The 16,643-nt window shown below is 65.6% G+C and carries 17 protein-coding genes; 6 read left to right on the top strand and 11 right to left on the bottom strand.

The features are described 5' to 3' along the window. Positions 1 to 37: 37 nt before the first annotated feature. The 4 genes from PVZ77_RS08840 to PVZ77_RS08825 all read left to right on the top strand — a co-directional run bounded on the left by PVZ77_RS08840 (position 38) and on the right by PVZ77_RS08825 (position 3,994). The gene (locus PVZ77_RS08840; protein WP_273807216.1) at positions 38 to 643 is read left to right on the top strand and encodes a LysE family translocator; all 606 of its coding nucleotides are present in this window, start codon (positions 38 to 40) and stop codon (positions 641 to 643) included. 9 nt (positions 644 to 652) lie between these two features. After that, positions 653 to 1,840 carry a benzoate/H(+) symporter BenE family transporter gene (locus tag PVZ77_RS08835; protein ID WP_273807215.1) on the top strand — a complete coding sequence of 396 codons (1,188 nt, stop codon included), beginning with the start codon at positions 653 to 655 and terminating at the stop codon, positions 1,838 to 1,840. A gap of 55 nt (positions 1,841 to 1,895) precedes the next feature. Next, entirely contained in the window at positions 1,896 to 2,897 is a 1,002-nt protein-coding gene (locus tag PVZ77_RS08830; RefSeq protein ID WP_273807214.1) for an NADP-dependent oxidoreductase, read from the top strand. A gap of 173 nt (positions 2,898 to 3,070) precedes the next feature. After that, complete coding sequence (locus PVZ77_RS08825) at positions 3,071 to 3,994, top strand: GGDEF domain-containing protein (RefSeq protein ID WP_273807213.1); 924 nt, start codon at positions 3,071 to 3,073, stop codon at positions 3,992 to 3,994. A 30-nt stretch (positions 3,995 to 4,024) separates the two neighbouring features. Here PVZ77_RS08825 and rluB read toward each other — a convergent pair whose 3' ends face one another. The 4 genes from rluB to zwf all read right to left on the bottom strand — a co-directional run bounded on the left by rluB (position 4,025) and on the right by zwf (position 8,219). After that, positions 4,025 to 5,086, bottom strand: a complete 1,062-nt coding sequence (rluB, locus tag PVZ77_RS08820; RefSeq protein WP_273807212.1) for a 23S rRNA pseudouridine(2605) synthase RluB — start codon at positions 5,084 to 5,086, stop codon at positions 4,025 to 4,027. Between the two features lie 307 nt (positions 5,087 to 5,393). Then, a complete protein-coding gene (locus PVZ77_RS08815; protein WP_058791468.1) occupies positions 5,394 to 6,032 on the bottom strand; it encodes a bifunctional 4-hydroxy-2-oxoglutarate aldolase/2-dehydro-3-deoxy-phosphogluconate aldolase in 639 nt (212 codons plus the stop codon). Positions 6,033 to 6,052: 20 nt separating this feature from the next. Beyond that, positions 6,053 to 6,763, bottom strand: a complete 711-nt coding sequence (gene pgl, locus PVZ77_RS08810; protein WP_273807211.1) for a 6-phosphogluconolactonase — start codon at positions 6,761 to 6,763, stop codon at positions 6,053 to 6,055. Further along, positions 6,750 to 8,219 carry a glucose-6-phosphate dehydrogenase gene (gene zwf / locus PVZ77_RS08805; protein WP_273807210.1) on the bottom strand — a complete coding sequence of 490 codons (1,470 nt, stop codon included), beginning with the start codon at positions 8,217 to 8,219 and terminating at the stop codon, positions 6,750 to 6,752. Before zwf ends, pgl begins: the two co-directional genes overlap by 14 nt. A 164-nt stretch (positions 8,220 to 8,383) precedes the next feature. On the opposite strand from zwf, the gene PVZ77_RS08800 reads away from it, so the two are divergent. After that, positions 8,384 to 9,253, top strand: coding sequence for a MurR/RpiR family transcriptional regulator (locus PVZ77_RS08800; RefSeq protein WP_133860632.1), 870 nt, complete (start codon positions 8,384 to 8,386; stop codon positions 9,251 to 9,253). Positions 9,254 to 9,441: 188 nt separating this feature from the next. Here the strand turns inward: PVZ77_RS08800 and PVZ77_RS08795 are convergent, their stop codons facing one another. From PVZ77_RS08795 to PVZ77_RS08765, 7 genes are all read right to left on the bottom strand, one after another. Further along, entirely contained in the window at positions 9,442 to 10,491 is a 1,050-nt protein-coding gene (locus tag PVZ77_RS08795; RefSeq protein ID WP_273807209.1) for an AI-2E family transporter, read from the bottom strand. Between the two features lie 123 nt (positions 10,492 to 10,614). Beyond that, positions 10,615 to 12,291: a methyl-accepting chemotaxis protein gene (locus PVZ77_RS08790; RefSeq protein WP_273807208.1), complete on the bottom strand. Its 1,677-nt coding sequence runs from the start codon at positions 12,289 to 12,291 to the stop codon at positions 10,615 to 10,617. Between the two features lie 67 nt (positions 12,292 to 12,358). Then, positions 12,359 to 13,696 carry an ATP-binding protein gene (locus PVZ77_RS08785; RefSeq protein ID WP_273807207.1) on the bottom strand — a complete coding sequence of 446 codons (1,338 nt, stop codon included), beginning with the start codon at positions 13,694 to 13,696 and terminating at the stop codon, positions 12,359 to 12,361. After that, positions 13,693 to 14,358, bottom strand: a complete 666-nt coding sequence (locus PVZ77_RS08780) for a response regulator transcription factor (protein ID WP_273807206.1) — start codon at positions 14,356 to 14,358, stop codon at positions 13,693 to 13,695. Before PVZ77_RS08780 ends, PVZ77_RS08785 begins: the two co-directional genes overlap by 4 nt. Then, positions 14,359 to 14,634, bottom strand: coding sequence for a PepSY domain-containing protein (locus PVZ77_RS08775; protein ID WP_273807205.1), 276 nt, complete (start codon positions 14,632 to 14,634; stop codon positions 14,359 to 14,361). 20 nt (positions 14,635 to 14,654) lie between these two features. Further along, the gene (locus PVZ77_RS08770) at positions 14,655 to 14,963 is read right to left on the bottom strand and encodes a PepSY domain-containing protein (protein WP_273807204.1); all 309 of its coding nucleotides are present in this window, start codon (positions 14,961 to 14,963) and stop codon (positions 14,655 to 14,657) included. A gap of 74 nt (positions 14,964 to 15,037) precedes the next feature. Continuing rightward, on the bottom strand, positions 15,038 to 15,295 hold the full coding sequence (locus PVZ77_RS08765; RefSeq protein ID WP_273807203.1) for a DUF3253 domain-containing protein: 258 nt from the start codon (positions 15,293 to 15,295) through the stop codon (positions 15,038 to 15,040). A 90-nt stretch (positions 15,296 to 15,385) separates the two neighbouring features. Here PVZ77_RS08765 and PVZ77_RS08760 point away from each other — a divergent pair, with 90 nt between their 5' ends. Beyond that, entirely contained in the window at positions 15,386 to 16,483 is a 1,098-nt protein-coding gene (locus tag PVZ77_RS08760) for a DNA topoisomerase IB (protein WP_273807202.1), read from the top strand. Positions 16,484 to 16,643: the final 160 nt, after the last annotated feature.

Here is a 16,643-nt window from a genome sequence, read left to right as displayed (position 1 = left end):
CCTGGCTAAGCTGGCGCAAAGCCCAGGGATGCCCGTCATGACCGTCGAACTGCTCTCCGCCTTCATGCTCTTCGCCTTCGTCTCCTCCGCCACGCCCGGCCCCAACAACATGATGCTGCTGGCGTCAGGGGTCAATTTCGGCTTTCGGCGGACCCTGCCGCACATGTTCGGCATCAGCCTGGGCCACATGCTGCTGGTCATCTGCACCGGTCTCGGCCTGGGCCAGCTGTTCGTGCTCTATCCGCCGCTGCAGATCGCCTTGCGGGTCATTGGCGGCGGCTATCTGCTGTACCTGGCCTGGAAGCTGGCCACCGCCGCGGCCCCGACGCCGCGGGAGTCGGGCAGCGGCAAGCCCTTCGGCTTCTTCCAGGCGGCGGCCTTCCAGTGGGTGAACCCCAAGGCCTGGGTGATGGCCATCGGCGCGGTCACCGCCTATATTCCGGCCGAGAACTTCACCGCCAATCTGCTGCTGGTCGCCCTGCTCTTCGCCCTGATCAACCTGCCCAGCGTCAGCCTCTGGACGCTGTTCGGCATGGGCCTGCGCCGGCTGCTCAGCAGCCCGGCACGCTTGCGGCTGTTCAACTGGAGCATGGCGCTGCTGCTGGTGCTGTCCCTCTACCCCATCCTGTTCGGCCATCACTGAGGTTTTTCGATGCACGCGGCTCCGCAACGCCTTTCCCCGCTGGCCGATACCTCCCCCGCCGCCGTGGTCGCCGGCTTCGTCGCCATGCTGGTGGGCTACACCAGCTCCCTGGTGCTGATGTTCCAGGCTGGCCAGAATGCCGGCCTGAGTACCGGGCAGATCTCCTCCTGGATCTGGGCGCTGTCCATCGGCATGGCCCTGACCACCATCGGCCTGTCGCTTAGATACCGCACGCCCATCGTCATCGCCTGGTCGACCCCCGGCGCGGCGCTGCTGGTCACCAGCCTGCCGTCGGTACCCTACAGCGACGCCATCGGCGCCTTTGTCATCTGCGCCGTACTGCTCGCGCTCTGCGGTCTTACCGGCAGCGTCGACCGCCTGCTGCGCCGGGTGCCGCCGGCACTCGCCGCCGCCCTGCTGGCCGGCATCCTCTTCCGCATCGGTATCGAGATCTGCGCCGCGGCCCAGCACCAGACCGCCCTGGTCCTGGGCATGGCCCTGGCCTATCTGGTGGCCAAGCGACTGTGGCCGCGCTACTGCGTGCTGGTCGCCCTGGTGGTCGGCCTGTTGCTGGCGGCCGGGCTGGGGTTGCTGGACTTCCACAGCCTGCGGCTGGAACTGGCGGTGCCGGTGTGGACCACACCGACCTTTTCCCTGGCGGCCACCATCGGCATCGCCATCCCGCTCTTCGTGGTGGCCATGGCCTCGCAGAACATGCCGGGTATCGCCGTGCTGCGTACCGATGGCTACGCGGTTCCGGCTTCGCCGCTGATCGCCACCACCGGCCTCGCCTCGCTGCTGCTGGCGCCCTTCGGCTCCCATGGCATCAACCTGGCGGCCATCAGCGCGGCGATCTGCACCGGCCCCCAGGCCCATGAAGATGCCAGCAAGCGCTATACGGCGGCGGTCTGGTGCGGACTCTTCTACGGCCTCGCCGGGCTGTTCGGCGCCACCCTGGCGGCGCTGTTCGCCTCCCTGCCAGGCGAGCTGGTGATCTCGGTGGCTGCCCTGGCGCTGCTCGGTTCCATCATGAACGGCCTGCACGGCGCCCTGGCCGACCCTGGCCAGCGCGAGCCAGCGCTGATCACCTTTCTGGTCACGGCCTCGGGCCTGACCCTGGCCGGGATCGGCTCGGCCTTCTGGGGCCTGGTCGCCGGCCTTTTGGCCAGTTTGCTACTCACCGCACGCCGCGGTTAGAACCCGCGCCCCTCCGGACGGGTCGGAACTGGATCCTTCACGTCAGGAGAACACCATGTCCCGTACCAATCGCCAGTTCCTGCTCGCCAAGCGCCCGTCCGGCGAACCCACCGCCGACACCTTCGAGCGTGTCGAGCAGCCGATCGGCGAGCCCGGCGCCGGTCAGGTGCTGATCAAGAATCTCTTCCTCTCCCTCGATCCGGCCATGCGCGGCTGGATGAACGAGGGCAAGTCCTACATCAAGCCCATTGGCCTCGGCGAAGTCATTCGTGCCCTGGGCGTCGGTGAGGTGGTGGCGTCCAACCACCCGGACTTCAAGGTGGGCGACACGATCAACGGCATGCTCGGCATCCAGGATTACTACCTGGGCGAGCCCCAGGGTTTCTACAAGGTGGATCCCAGCAAGGCCAGCCTGCCCCAGTATCTCTCGGTACTCGGCATGACCGGTCTGACCGCCTACTTCGGCCTGCTGGAAGTCGGCGAGCCCAAGGCCGGCCAGACCATCGTGGTTTCCGGCGCTGCCGGCGCGGTCGGCGGCATGGTCGGCCAGATCGGCAAGCTCAAGGCATGCCATGTGGTGGGTATCGCCGGTGGCGCGGAAAAATGCCGCTATCTGATCGAGGAACTGGGTTTCGACGCCGCCATCGATTACAAGGCCGAAGCGGACCTTGCGGCCGCCCTGCACCGTGAATGCCCCAACGGTATCGACGTCTATTTCGACAACGTCGGCGGCCCGACCTTGGACGCGGTGCTGGCGCAGATCAATTTCCGCGCACGGGTAGTGCTCTGTGGCGCCATCAGCCAGTACAACAGTGACAAGGTGCAGGGCCCGCAGAACTACCTGGCGCTGCTCAGCAATCGCGCGCGCATGGAAGGCTTCATCGTGCTGGACCACGCCGCGCGCTATGCCGAGGCCCAGAAGCAGCTGGCGATCTGGCTGGCCGACGGCCAGCTCAAATCCCGCGAGCACGTGGTGGAAGGCCTGGACACCTTTCCCGAGACCTTGATGAAGCTGTTCTCCGGCGAGAACTTCGGCAAGCTGGTACTCAAGGTCTAAACCTCGCGTCGGAAAGTCGTCACCAGCGGGCCGCAATGGCGGCCCGCCTGGGCTTCAGGCGTCAACTTACAGACGGCCAATCGCCACCATTCTCCTAAGTCATTGATTTAATTGCCACTGCAAGACTGGCACACTTCTCGCTGTAGGGGGACTATCCGCCAAGGAGAACAGGCATGGTCCCGCCCTCGTCCAACACCATCAACCTCGATCGCGCTCGCCAGCAGCGCAACGCCAACCTCGCTGCCCCCGCCCGCGAAAGCGATCCGGCGGTGCTGGGCGCCCTGCGCCAGCGCCTGCTCGGCGTCCTGCAGACATCGCTGGATCTCGAACGGGTCCTGCAACTCTTCCGGCAGGAGGTGGATACGCTGGTGGACCTGCCCGGCCTCACCTACCGCAATGCCGCGGAGGACGTGGCCATCGGCCTGGGCGAAGACCAGGGTCATCAGGTGCACTATCACCTGAGCCAGGGGGATCTGCGCCTGGGGGATCTGACCTTCTACCGTCAGGAGCGCTTCCAGGACAGCGAACTCGGGGCGCTGGAATACCTGCTCGGCAGCCTGCTGTTTCCCCTGCGCAACGCCCTGCTCTACCGCGAGGCCCAGAACAATGCCCTGCGCGACGCCCTGACCGGTGTCGGCAATCGCAGTGCCCTGGATCGTGCCCTGGTGCGTGAGCTGGAACTGGCCCGGCGGACCCAGCAGCCGTTGTCGCTGCTGATGGTGGATCTGGACCATTTCAAGCGTATCAACGACCGCTTCGGCCACAGCGTCGGCGACGACGTGCTGCGCCAGACCGCCCGCACCCTCGGCAACAGCCTGAGAAGCATGGACATGGTCTTTCGCTTTGGCGGCGAGGAATTCTGCGTACTGCTGTCGGCCACCGGCCATGAAGCGGCGCATATCGTGGCGGAACGCCTGAGAGCCGCGGTGGAGGCCCAATCGGAGACGGCTGGCGCCATCCCGTTGCCAGTCACCCTGAGCCTGGGTCTGGCGACCCTGCGTGACGTCGAGTCACCGCGCTGTCTGCTGCTGCGCGCGGATCGAGCCCTCTATCAGGCCAAGGCCGAAGGCCGCAATCGATTCTGCAGCCTGGCCTGAGGGTCGCCTGGGGCCAGGCGACCTCTCTGCTTAGCGGCGACCGCCCTTGCCGGTACCGCCACCGCTCGGACCACGACGCGGCGCGATGCCCGGCGAGGTACGGCCCTTGCTGACCGGCTTGCGGCCCATTTCGCTGGGACGCTCGGCCACGGCCGACCCCTGGGGCTTGCTGGCCTTGCCCGTCTTGTTGAGCTTGTTGCGCGAACCCCGACCGGCATCGATCGGCCGCGCGGTCTTGCGCTGCTGACGCTCGAGCTTTTCCTTGGTCTTGCCGCCCATGGACGGCAGCGCTACCGGCGGCAGGCCGACTTCTCCGGCGAGGATGTCGATCTCCCCCTGGGTCATCTCGCGCCAGCGCCCGACCGGCAGATCGCTGGTCATGAACACCGGACCGAAACGTACGCGCTTCAGTCGGCTCACCACCAGGCCCTGGGATTCCCACAGCCGCCGTACTTCGCGGTTGCGGCCTTCCATCACCACGCAATGGAACCAGTGGTTGAAGCCGTCGCCTTCCGGCGCCTGCTGGACGTCGGTGAAGCGCGCCGGGCCGTCTTCGAGGATCACCCCGTTCTTCAGGCGCAGCAGCATCTCTTCGGTCACCTCGCCCCGTACCCGTACCGCGTACTCGCGGTCCATCTGGTAGGACGGGTGCATCAGCCGGTTGGCCAGTTCGCCATCGGTGGTGAACAGCAGCAGGCCGGTGGTGTTGATGTCCAGGCGACCGACATTGATCCAGCGGCCCTGCTTGGGCTTGGGCAGGCGGTCGAAGACAGTGGGCCGACCTTCGGGATCGTCACGGGTGCAGATCTCGCCCTCGGGCTTGTTGTAGATCAGCACGCGCCGCACCACTTCCTCGGCCTGGTCACGCTTGAGCAGACGTCCGTCCACTGCGATGGCGTCCTTGGGCATGACCCTCAGACCCAGGGGCGCGACCACGCCGTTGACCTTGATGCGGCCTTCGCCGATCCAGGCTTCGACGTCGCGCCGCGAGCCGACGCCCAGGCGCGACAGCACCTTCTGCAGCTTTTCGCCAGCCGGCGCGGGGACGGTTTCATCGAGGGATTCGTTTGGGGGATTCTTGTCGAGGGTCATCAGGCACCTCCCGGTGTAGTGGACGACAAAGGCGCCGCGGAACGGGCGCCAGGAAAAAGACAGGGGCGCATGATAGCGCCCCTGCTCGCGCCAGCCTAGCGAGTGTGGTGTCTCAGAAATTGACTGCACAATCTTGGCGGCACTTTTTCGGCTTTGGCGGCGTTGCCCTCCTCGCCATAGCCCTGCTATGACTGGTCCCGGCGCCTGGCCACACCGGGGCGCCGAACTGCCAAAAAATCACCCGCCCATTCTTGCGCGAACTTCAGAGACAACACACTAGCCCGGCAGGTGACGGATGGCCGCAGGCTCAGTCCAGGGTGGCCAGGGCTTCGCGGCAGAGCTGCTCGACGCGCGTCCAGTCCTTGGCTTTCACCACGTCGCCGGGCAGCATCCAGCTGCCGCCGACGCACAGCAGGTTGGGCTGCTGAAAGTAGTTCTTCACGTTGCCCGGGTTGACGCCACCGGTGGGGCAGAACTTGAGTTCGGCGAAGGGACCGGCGAAAGCCTTGAGTGCGTCGACGCCACCATAGACGTTGGCGGGAAACAGCTTGAAGCGACGATAACCCAGGCGGTAGGCCTGCATGATCTCCGAGGGCGTGGCGATGCCCGGCAGCAGCGGGATGGGCGCCGATACCCCGGCCTGGAGAATTTCCTCGGTGGTGCCCGGAGTGACGATGAACTGGGCGCCAGCCTCGACCGCAGCGTCGAACATCCGCACGTCCAGCACGGTGCCCACGCCAACATCCAGCTCAGGACGTTCCTGGCGCAGCAGGCGCACCGCGTCCAGTCCGTGGGCCGATCTCAGGGTGATTTCCAGGGCGGTGAGCCCCCCCGCGGCCATGGCGTCGGCGAAGGGCAGCACGTCGGCGGGATCGTTGATCACGATCACCGGCAGGATCCGCGCGCGGGCGCACAGGGCATCTAGGGTCGCGATCTTGTTCTGCATGTCCAAAACTCAACTCCTCGTCAGGGGCACCAATAGACGACCAGGGGTTCGCGCAGGAACGCCCTGATCGGAGTGGCCAGCTCGTCGCCCGCGGCCAGAGCGGTTTCCAGCACCTGTCGCTTGCCCGCACCCTGGATGGCGAGGATCTGCTGCCGCGCGCGACTCAGGTAGGCCCGGCTCAGGGTGATGCGGGTCTGAGGCGCGGACGGTGCCACGCCGGGAAAACTCAGGCGCTCGCTGGCCGGATCCAGGGCCGCTTCCAGGCCGGGACTGCCGGGGAACAGCGAGGCGGTATGGGCGTCGTCGCCCATGCCCAGCACCAGCACATCGGGGGCCGCCAGGCTGTCGCGCAGCCGGGCCTCGGTCTGGGCCATGCCCTCTTCCGTGGAAGCGGCCGGGCTATAGAGATCGACGAAACCGGCGGCGGCAGCGGGTCCCTGGAACAGGTGCTGGCGCAACAGACCGGCATTGCTGTCCGGATGGTCACCGGGTACCCAGCGCTCGTCCGCCAGGGTGACCAGCACCTTGGACCAGTCCAGCTCGGCCTGCGCCAGGCGCTCCAGGAAGGGCACCGGACTGCGGCCACCGGAAACGATCAGCAACGCCTCGCCGCGCGCCGCCAGGGCCTCGCGCAGCGCCGTGGTGACCGTCTCGGCCAGCGCCGTGGCGTGGGCCTCGCGGTCGGGCAATTCACGCAGGGTCACACCCTGCCCCAGATCAGACGTCGCCATACCAGGATCTCCCGTCTCGTGCGATCAGTGCGATGGAGGTCAGCGGACCCCAGCTGCCGGCGGCATAGGACTTGGGCGAGTCGCCCATTTTCGACCAGCCATCCATCAGCTGATCGCACCACTTCCAGGCCGCTTCGATCTCGTCCTTGCGGACGAACAGCGACTGATTGCCCTGCATGACTTCCAGCAGCAGTCGCTCGTAGGCATCCGGCGTGCGCAGGTGCTTGAAGGTCTCGGAGAAATTGAGCTGCAGCGGACCGCTGCGCAGCTGCATGCCCTTGCGCAGGCCCTGGTCCTTGCTCATCACCTGCAGCGAAATGCCTTCGTCCGGCTGGATGCGGATGATCAGGCGGTTGCTGATCAGGCTGCGCTGCTCGGGGGCGAAGATGTAGTGCGGGGGTTCCTTGAAGTGGATGACGATCTGCGACAGCTTCTGTGGCATGCGCTTGCCGGTACGCAGATAGAAAGGCACGCCCGACCAGCGCCAGTTGCGGATGTCCGCGCGGATGGCGACAAAGGTCTCGGTGCGGCTTTCGGTGTTGGAATTGGGTTCTTCCAGATAACCCGGCACCGGCTTGCCGTCGCTGTAGCCGGAGGTGTACTGACCCAGGACCACGCGGCTGGCGAGCTGGTCGGCGGTAATGGGCTCCAGCGCCTTGAGGACCTTGACCTTCTCGTCACGGATGCTGTCGGCCGACAGATCCGCCGGCGGGTCCATGGCGGTCAGGCAGAGCAGCTGCAGCAGGTGGTTCTGCACCATGTCGCGCAACTGGCCGGCCTGGTCGAAATAGCCCCAGCGACCCTCGATCCCGACCTTCTCGGCCACGGTGATTTCCACGTGGGAAATGTAGTTCTGGTTCCACTGGGTCTCGAACAGGCTGTTGGCGAATCTCAGGGCGATGAGGTTCTGCACGGTCTCCTTGCCCAGGTAATGGTCGATGCGGTAGACGCGGTCTTCGGGGAAGAAGCGCGCCACCGCGTCGTTGACCACCTTGGAGGATTCCAGGTCGTAGCCGATGGGCTTTTCCATCACCACCCGGGTGCGCTCGCACAGGCCGACGGCGGCGAGGTTCTCGCAGATGGCACTGTAGACCAGCGCCGGGGTGGCGAAATAGGCGATCAGTGGCGAGGTCTCGCCCACATCCTCGGCAAGTCCCGTATAGTCTTCGCGATTGCGAAAATCGACGGCGCGATAGCCCAGGCGACCGCGCATCCGGGTCCATACCGCTTCGTCCCAATCGGCCTTGGGCACATAGTGGCGCAGGCGCTCCTCGATGTGCTCCAGCTGCTTGACCCCATCGCCCTGGTCACGCGCCAGCGCCATGATGCGGGTATCCTCGTGCAGCAGACCTTCGCGATCCAGCTGGTAAAGGGCAGGGAAAAGTTTGCGCAGGGCCAGGTCGCCCAACGCGCCGAAGATTGCCAGGGTACAGGGTAGAACTCGGACGCCAGCCATAAATATTCGTTCTTTTACTTAAAGTTTGAGATATTCCAGCACCATCATAGGGGAGCTGGGGCGATTCGCGTAGTCTTTATATTAAAAAATACGGTGCAGGGGTAAGCCCGGCCCATACCTTTTATAGCCTTAGGATAGAGGCACAACAACCACTAGGAGTTCTCATGGATCGTGCCAGCACCCTGCTGCAAACCATCCAGAACCGCATCGGCGAACTTAACCGCGCGGAACGCAAGGTCGCCGAGGTCATCCTGCAAAATCCCCGGCAGGCCACGCGCTACACCATCGCGGCCCTGGCCCAGGCGGCGCAGGTCAGCGAGCCCACCGTCAATCGCTTCTGCCGCTCCCTGGGCGTGAGCGGCTACCCGGAGATGAAGATCCAGCTGGCGCAGAGCATCGCCAGCGGCGCGGTCTATGTCAGCCAGGCGGTGGAAGCCAACGACGAATCCGAAGCCTACGCGGAAAAGATCTTCAGCAGCACCATCGCCTCGCTGGACAGCGCCCGCCAGCGACTGGACGCCCGCACCGTGGATCGCGCGGTGGACCTGATGATCCAGGCGCGGCAGATCCACTTCTTCGGCCTGGGCGCCTCGGCCCCCGTGGCCCTGGACGCCCAGCACAAGTTCTTTCGCTTCAACATGGCGGTGTCGGCGCATTCGGACGTGCTGATGCAGCGGATGCTCGCCTCCATCGCCAGGACCGGTGATCTCTTCGTGATCATCTCCTACACCGGTCGCACACGCGAACTGGTGGACGTGGCCAAGCTGGCGCGGGACAACGGCGCCTCGGTGCTGGGCCTCACCGCCAGCAACACCCCGCTGGCCAAGGTCTGCACCCACAGCCTGGACATCCCGCTGCCGGAAGACACCGACATCTACATGCCCATGACCTCCCGGATCATCCAGCTCACCGTGCTGGACATCCTGGCTACCGGGGTCACGCTCAAGCGCGGCGTGGATTTCCAGCCGCACCTGCGCAAGGTCAAGGAAAGCCTGGTCGCGACCCGCTATCCCTCGGAGCCCGACCAGGGCTAAGCGCCCTGTTCACTGTGCAAAACCTGCTTACGATCTCGCGAGCCAGAGCCAAACAAGGCCTAGGCGGCCCCACGCAGGCGCCTGAGGAAGCGGAGTTTACCTGGAGTAAACGAGCATTCCGACAGGCTGGCCTTCCAGGGCGATTTCGACGCGTTTCGGCCGACGCGCAGCAGATCGTAAGCAGGTTTTTAGATGTCGTCGCGGTGGCTGAACAGGTCCCAGGTCGACATGAACAGCGCGGCGATCAGCGGGCCGATCACGAAGCCGTTCAGGCCGAACAGCGACATGCCGCCAATGGTTGAGATCAGCACCACGTAGTCGGGCATCTTGGTGTCCTTGCCGACCAGGATGGGGCGCAGCAGGTTGTCCACCAGGCCGATCACCACCACGGCGAAGACGATCAGGATGACCCCTTTGATCACTGAACCGGTCGCCAGGAAGTAGATGGCCACCGGCACCCAGATCAGCGCCGAGCCGACCGCCGGCAGCAGCGACAGGAAGGCCATCAGGGTGCCCCAGAGCACCGCCCCCTGGACACCCAGCACGCCGAGGATGAAGCCGCCCAAGGCGCCCTGTACCACGGCGACGATGATGTTGCCCTTGACCGTGGCGCGCACCACGGCGGTGAACTTGGCCATCAGGCTGCGCTTGTGCATGTCACTCAGCGGAATGGCCTTGCGGATCAGCGCTACCAGCTGCGAACCATCGCGCAGCAGAAAGAACAGCAGATAGAGCATCACGCCGAAGCCGATCAGGAACTGGAAGGTCCCCTGGCCGAAGCTGAAGGCCTGGGTAGCGACGAACTGGCTGCCCTGCATGGCGCCTTCGGAGAGCTTCTGGCGAATGCCATCCAGGTCGCCGGCACCGAAGCGCTCCAGCACGCCACGCACCGAACCCGGCAAGGCGCCCCAGATCTGCTGATAGTACTGGCCGAAGTTGAGCTGACCGCTGCTGACCTGCTGGTACAGCAGCGAGCCTTCCTGCACCAGGGAGATGGCGATGAACACCACCGGCAGGATGACGATGAGCAGGATCACGAACAGGGTGCAGAGCGCCCCCAGGTTGCGTCTGTTGTTGAAGCGCCGGACGAACCAGCGCTGCAGCGGGGCGAACAGGATGGCGAGGATGGCGCCCCAGAACACCGCCCCCAGGAAGGGCGTGAGGATCCAGATGAAGGCCAGCGAGACCACCACCAGCAGGATCAGGAACGTCTTGTTTTCCAGCCGAGCACTTTTCATTGGCTTTCGCGATTCCAAACAAGGATGACAGGCCTTGCTTAGAGCCTCGGAAGCCGTGGGGTTCCCATAAGCACCCCCAACTCGGCCCGAAGAGGCGCGCCGGCATGGCCGGCGCGCCCGGGATCATACCCGAAACTGACGGACCAGGCCGTCCAGGCGCTCGCCCAGGCCGACCATGCCGGCGGTGTTGCGCGCGCCTTGCTGGGCTCCCTGGGCCATGCTGTCGACGGCATTGGCGATGGTGTGGACGCTGCGATTGACCTCTTCGGCCACCGCCGTCTGCTCCTCGGCGGCACTGGCGATCTGGGTGTTCATGGCGTTGATGGTGGCGATCAGCTCGCTGATCGCGGCCAGGGCGGTACCGGCCTGCTCGGCCTGGGCCGTGGTGGCCTCGCCCATGCCCCCCGAGCGCTCCATGGCCCCGACCGCACGGCCGGTGGCCTGTTGCAGGCGATCGATCATGCCCTGGATTTCCTGGGTGCTCTGCTGGGTCCGGCTGGCCAGGGCCCGTACCTCGTCGGCGACCACGGCAAAACCGCGACCGGCCTCGCCCGCCCGGGCCGCTTCGATGGCGGCGTTGAGCGCCAGCAGGTTGGTCTGCTCGGCAATGGCGCGAATCACGTCGAGCACGCCGACGATGGCCCCCACATCCTGCTTGAGACCATCCAGGGACACGCTGCTCTGGCGTACCTCCTCGACCAGTTCGTGGATGCGCGCCACGCTGGCGGCGACCGTCTCGCTGGCCAGCCGGCCCTTTTCCTCGGTCTGCCGGGTGGCTTCGGAGGCCTGCAGGGCACTGCTCGCCACTTCCTGGGCCGCCGCGGACATCTGGTTGATGGCGGTGGCCACCTGGTCGGTCTCGCTGCGCTGGCGCTGCATGTCGCGATCGGTGCGCTGGGCCTGCTGGGCGACGTCGTCGAGCAGGCTGGTGAACTGGTGGGTGATGTCGACGACCTGGGCGATGGTGCTCTGGATGCGATCGACGAAGCGATTGAAGGCGGCGGCGAGTTCACCGATCTCGTCGCGCCCGTTGACCGGAAGGCGGCGGGTCAGATCGCCCTCCCCGGCCGCGATATCGTCGAGATTCTCCCTGATCTGCGCCAGCGGCCTGAGGGTGCGGGCGGCAAACAGCTGCGCGGCGATGCCGATCGCTACCAGCAGCACGCCGGCCACGCCGAAGATCAGCCAGAGCTGGTCCTGGGTGCGCTTGGCGACCTGCTGGGCCACGGCAGCGACCTCGGCCTCCACGCCATCCAGATTCACCGCCGAGCCGATCACCAGATCCCATTTGGGCAGGTAATCGGTGTAGGCGAGCTTGGGCACTAGCACGTCCTTGTTGCCGGGCAACGAAGAGCTGTAGCGACTGAAATGCGAGCCATCCTTGCCGACCCGGACCAGTTCCTGGTTGAGGTAGAGGCCACTGGGATCGCGATTGTCCTTGAAGCTCTTGCCGATACCGGCCGGATCGTTGCCCTTGAACAGGCGGACCACGTTGGAATCGTAGCCGAAGAGGTAGCCGTCCTTGCCGTAACTGATGGCCGACAGCAGGCCGATAGCCTCCTTGCGCGCTTCGGTATCGCCCGCGGCGGCCTTGTCGTACAGCGGCTTGACCACGGTCATGGCCGCTTCCACGATGTTCTGCAGGGCGCTGCGACTCTGGACCATCAGCCGCTCGCGAGCGTCGGCGACGTCCCTGGCAGCCTGCTCGTGCAAGACCCAATAGGACAGTCCACCCAGCACCAGCGTGAAGAGGCAGACGGGCAGGACTGCCAGTAAGGTGACTTTGAATTTGAGGCTCACGAAGTTCTCCTTGGTCGCAAGAGCTTGGACCGTTATCGGCGCCCTGCCCGATAACTTGACCAGGGAGTCACTTGAGTGACGGGGTGCGCGCTGGCGCCGGCAGCCGGATGACCACTGCCAGCCCACCCAGCCCGGAGGTCTCGAGAACGAGGGTTCCGCCGCAGCTGTCGACGATATCCTTGGCGATTCCCAGCCCCAGGCCGTGACCACTGACCGCTTCATCCAGCCGGGCACCCCGATCGAGGATGGTCTCGCGCTGGGCTTCCGGCACACCGGGTCCGTCGTCCTCGATCTGGATCAGATAGCCTTCGGCATCCTGCGCCACCTCCAGCCGAACCTGCTGATCCGCCCATTTGCCGGCGTTGTCCAGCAGGGTGCCGAACAGTTCCAGCAGGTCTTCCCGGTCCCAGGGCAGCCGCAGCCCCGCGGGCAGCCGGCACTCGTATTGCAGGTGCTCGCCATGCAGCCGATTGAGCAGCGTGCAGAGCTCGCGAAGCTCGGCGCCGTCCAGGTGCGCGCCCGGCAGGGCCTCGCCGGCCAGCCGCGCACGGCGCAATTCCCGCTCCAGGCGCTGGCGGATACGGCCCAGTTGTTCGCGCAACACCTCGCGCTGTTCGGGCATCGCCTGCAAGTCGGGACGCTCGGCCAGGCTGGTCAGCACCGCCAGCGGGGTCTTGAGCGCATGACCCAGATTGCCGATGCCATGCCGCGCGCGCTTGAGGCCGTCTTCGGTGTGGCGCAGCAGGGCATTCATTTCTCCCACCAGCGGTTCGAGTTCGGCCGGCACGCTGGCGTCCAGCGTCGAACGGCGTCCCTGATGCAGCTGGGCGATCTGCTCGCGCACCTGCTCCAGCGGGCGCAGCGCCCGGCGCACGATCAGCCGTTGCAGCAGCAGGACCAGCAGCAAGGTCGCCAGCCCCAACGAGCCACCGAACGCGAGGATGCGCGCCAGGTTGCTCAGCAGGGGATTGTAGTCGTCGGCGACCGTTACCTGCACCGCCTGGCCATAGCGCTGGTAATCGGCGCGGTAGGCGAGCAATCGCTGGCCACTGGGGCCATCCGCGAGGGTCTCGCTCAGGCCGTTGCCCGGCGGCGCTTCCAGTTGCGCGTCCCACAGCGAGCGCGAGCGCCAGCGGATGCCCAACGCCGGGATCTCGATGAGGAAGTAGCGGCCGGACAGCGGCCGGGTATAGAGACTGCCCAGCCGCCCCTCATCCAGTTGCAGACCATGGGGCCCGCGCACCAGGGCGGCAAGCAGGTTTTCCGTCTCGCCGCGCAGTCCGGTTTCCAGATAACGGCGCAGGGCATGGTCCACCAGCCAGGCTCCGCCCAGCACCAGCACCAGACCGGCGACCAGCAGGATGGCCACCAGCCCGACCCTGAGCCTGGCCTGGATGGATTTCAATCGACACCGCCCAGGCGATAGCCCTGGCCGCGCCGCGTCTCGATGACCGCACGCCCCAGCTTGCGCCGCAGATGATTGACGTGGACCTCGATGACATTGGAGTCGCGCTCGCTCTCGCCGTCGTAGAGATGGTCGTTGAGCCGCGTCTTCGACAGGATCTGTCCGGGATGCAGCAGGAAGCAGCGCAGCAGGCGAAATTCCGCCGCGCTCAGGGCGATGGTTTCACTGCCACGTACCACGCATTGGCGCGCCTCGTCGAGCGCGAATCCGGCGGCCTGCAGCAGCGGCTGGTTGGCCACACCGCGCACCCGCCGCAGCAAGGCGGCGATGCGCAAGCCCAGTTCTTCGGGGTGGAAGGGTTTGGTGAGGTAGTCATCGGCCCCTGCCTTGAGGCCGTCGATGCGCTCCGCCCAGCTGTCGCGGGCGGTCAGGATCAGCACCGGAGTCGCCAGCGCCTTTGCACGCCACTCCCCGAGCACCTCCAGCCCGGGCCGGCCGGGCAAACCCAGGTCGAGAACGATGAGGTCATAGGGTTCCTGGGCGCCCTGCCAGGCGGCGTCGCGGCCATCGGCCAGCCAGTCGATGGCGTAGCCCTGCCGCGTGAGGAACGCCGTGATCTCGTCGGCCAGGGCCACATCGTCTTCAACCAGCAACAGGCGCATCTAGTCGTCCACCTCATCCTTCATGATGGCGCCATCCATCGCACCGATTTCCAGTTCGCGGACGACATCGCCGACGAGGATCTCGATCTCGTAGCGATACTGGCCGTCCTCCTCTTCCAGTTCGGCTTCCAGCAGCCGCGCCTGGGGATAGCGTTCGTTGACCCGCTGCAGCAGGCTTTCCAGGGGCCGGATCACACCTTCCTTGCGCAGCCTGAGGGCCTCGTCCTGATCCAGGTCACGGGCCTGGATCAGGGGCGAGAGGCTGCCGAGCAGCACTAGCCCGGCGAGGCCGACGGTCAGTCGTCGCGCTGATTTTTCAGGACTTCGCCAGTGGTGGCGTCGAGTTCCAGATCCCATTTCACACCTTTGGGGTCACGCAGTTCCAGTTGGTAGATGTAGCGCCCGTACTCTTCTTCCAGTTCGGTCTCGTGGGTCGTCGAGCCCGGATGCTTGGCGATGGCGGCCTGGTTGAGCACCTCGAAGCTCTTGATCTTGCCGCTGTCACGCAGCTTGAGGGCTTCATCGGGGCCGAGATCCCGGGCCTGGGCGACGCCCATACCGGTGAGCAGGAGGGCGGCAGTCGCGAGGGCGGTAAGCTTTTTCATGATGATTCTCTCTGGTTGCTGTTTGATCTGGGTCCAGAGTAGCGATCCGCCATTAATCGAAACTTAAACGCCGATTAAGCCAGGCTTAAGCGGATCGGGCCACGCCAGGGCGCTTCGGCCTCCAGGGCTTCGCCCTTCTGCGTCACCTGCAGCCGGCCCTCGCGCGCCAGCTCACGCGCCATGGCGCGCAGGGGCTCCATCAGTGGCCGCCAGTCCGCAGCCAGGTCACGCGCCACCTCCGACGGACAGAAGGTCGTCCCCGGACGGCGCGCCTGCGCCTTGGCCAGCAAGGCTTCGCGCAATTGTGCGTCGGTCGGCTTGAGCGCGGTCATGAGAACCGGGTCCCTTCTCCTGGAGTCCACCGTTTCGACCAGGAAATTGTCGGTGCAGTCATGACCTCTCGCTCGAAAGTCTCGAAAGTAATGCAACGCCTCGCCCAGACCGACCTGCCCATCCCCGCCGATGAGCGTGACGACACCGGTACCGCCCTCTGCACGCCCTTGCCGCCCGACCTCAATTACGTCGATGACAGCCAGGCGGGCCTGAGTCGACGCAAGCTGCGTGGCAAGTGGGCCTATTTCACCCCAGACGGCGAACGAATCCGCGATCAGGCGGAAGTCGAGCGCATCAACAAGCTGGCCATTCCGCCGGCCTATACCGAGGTCTGGATCTGCCCTGACGCCAATGGCCATCTGCAGGCCACCGGACGCGACGCCCGCGGGCGCAAGCAGTATCGCTACCACCCGCGCTGGCGCGAGATCCGCGATACCGACAAGTATGAACGGATGCTGGCGTTCGGTCAGGCACTGCCCAAGCTGCGGCAGCGCGTTGAAGAGGACCTCGCCCGGCGCGGCCTGTGCCGGGAGAAGGTCATGGCCACCGTCATCAGCTTGCTCGACGCGACCTTGATTCGGGTTGGCAATGCCCAGTACGCCAAAAGCAACAAGTCCTATGGCCTCACCACCCTGCGCAACCGACATGCCGAGGTGCATGGCAATACCATCGCCTTCCACTTCCGTGGCAAGAGCGGGGTGGAGCACGACATCAAGGTCAGCGATCCGCGGCTGGCACGTACCGTAAAGAAGTGCCTCGAGCTGCCCGGTCAGCACCTCTTTCAGTATGTGGATGGGGACGGTGACCGCCATACCGTCACCTCGTCCGACGTCAACGCCTACCTGCATGAACTCACGGGCGCAGACTTCACCGCCAAGGACTACCGCACCTGGGCCGGCAGTGCCCTCGCGCTGGAAGCCCTGCGCGAGTTGCGTTGTGAAACCCAGACCGACGCCAAGAAGGAGCTAGTGGACATGGTCAAGGCGGTGTCTCGCACCCTGGGCAATACCCCGGCGGTCTGTCGTAAGTGCTATATCCACCCGGGCGTGCTGGATGCCTTCCTCGCGGGCGACCTCTGCACCCTGCCCAAGCCGCGCAAGCGCAAGGGGCTCAAGGAGGAAGAGGTGCTGCTGCTCAACTTCCTGCAACGGCTGGAGCAGCGGATGGCGGAGACCCAGGCCGCCTGACGAGGCGCTGCCACCCTACCCCTCGCCGGGGGGTGGGGTGCGTTTTGCGATAGACGCCAGCCCTGCTCGCCGAGCGTGATTCGTCCAAGCCCGCCTGATGACGCCGCCGCACTTGTTATGTTATAACTTTTGCAGGTTATTCAAGGCTCAGTCATGGCAT

Source organism: Pseudomonas sp. SHLD1, from assembly GCF_028640935.1.
Classification (GTDB): domain Bacteria; phylum Pseudomonadota; class Gammaproteobacteria; order Pseudomonadales; family Pseudomonadaceae; genus Chryseomonas; species Chryseomonas aestiva.
The sequence above is the reverse complement of the archived record's forward strand: the minus strand, read 5'-3'. Positions and strand labels throughout refer to the sequence as shown.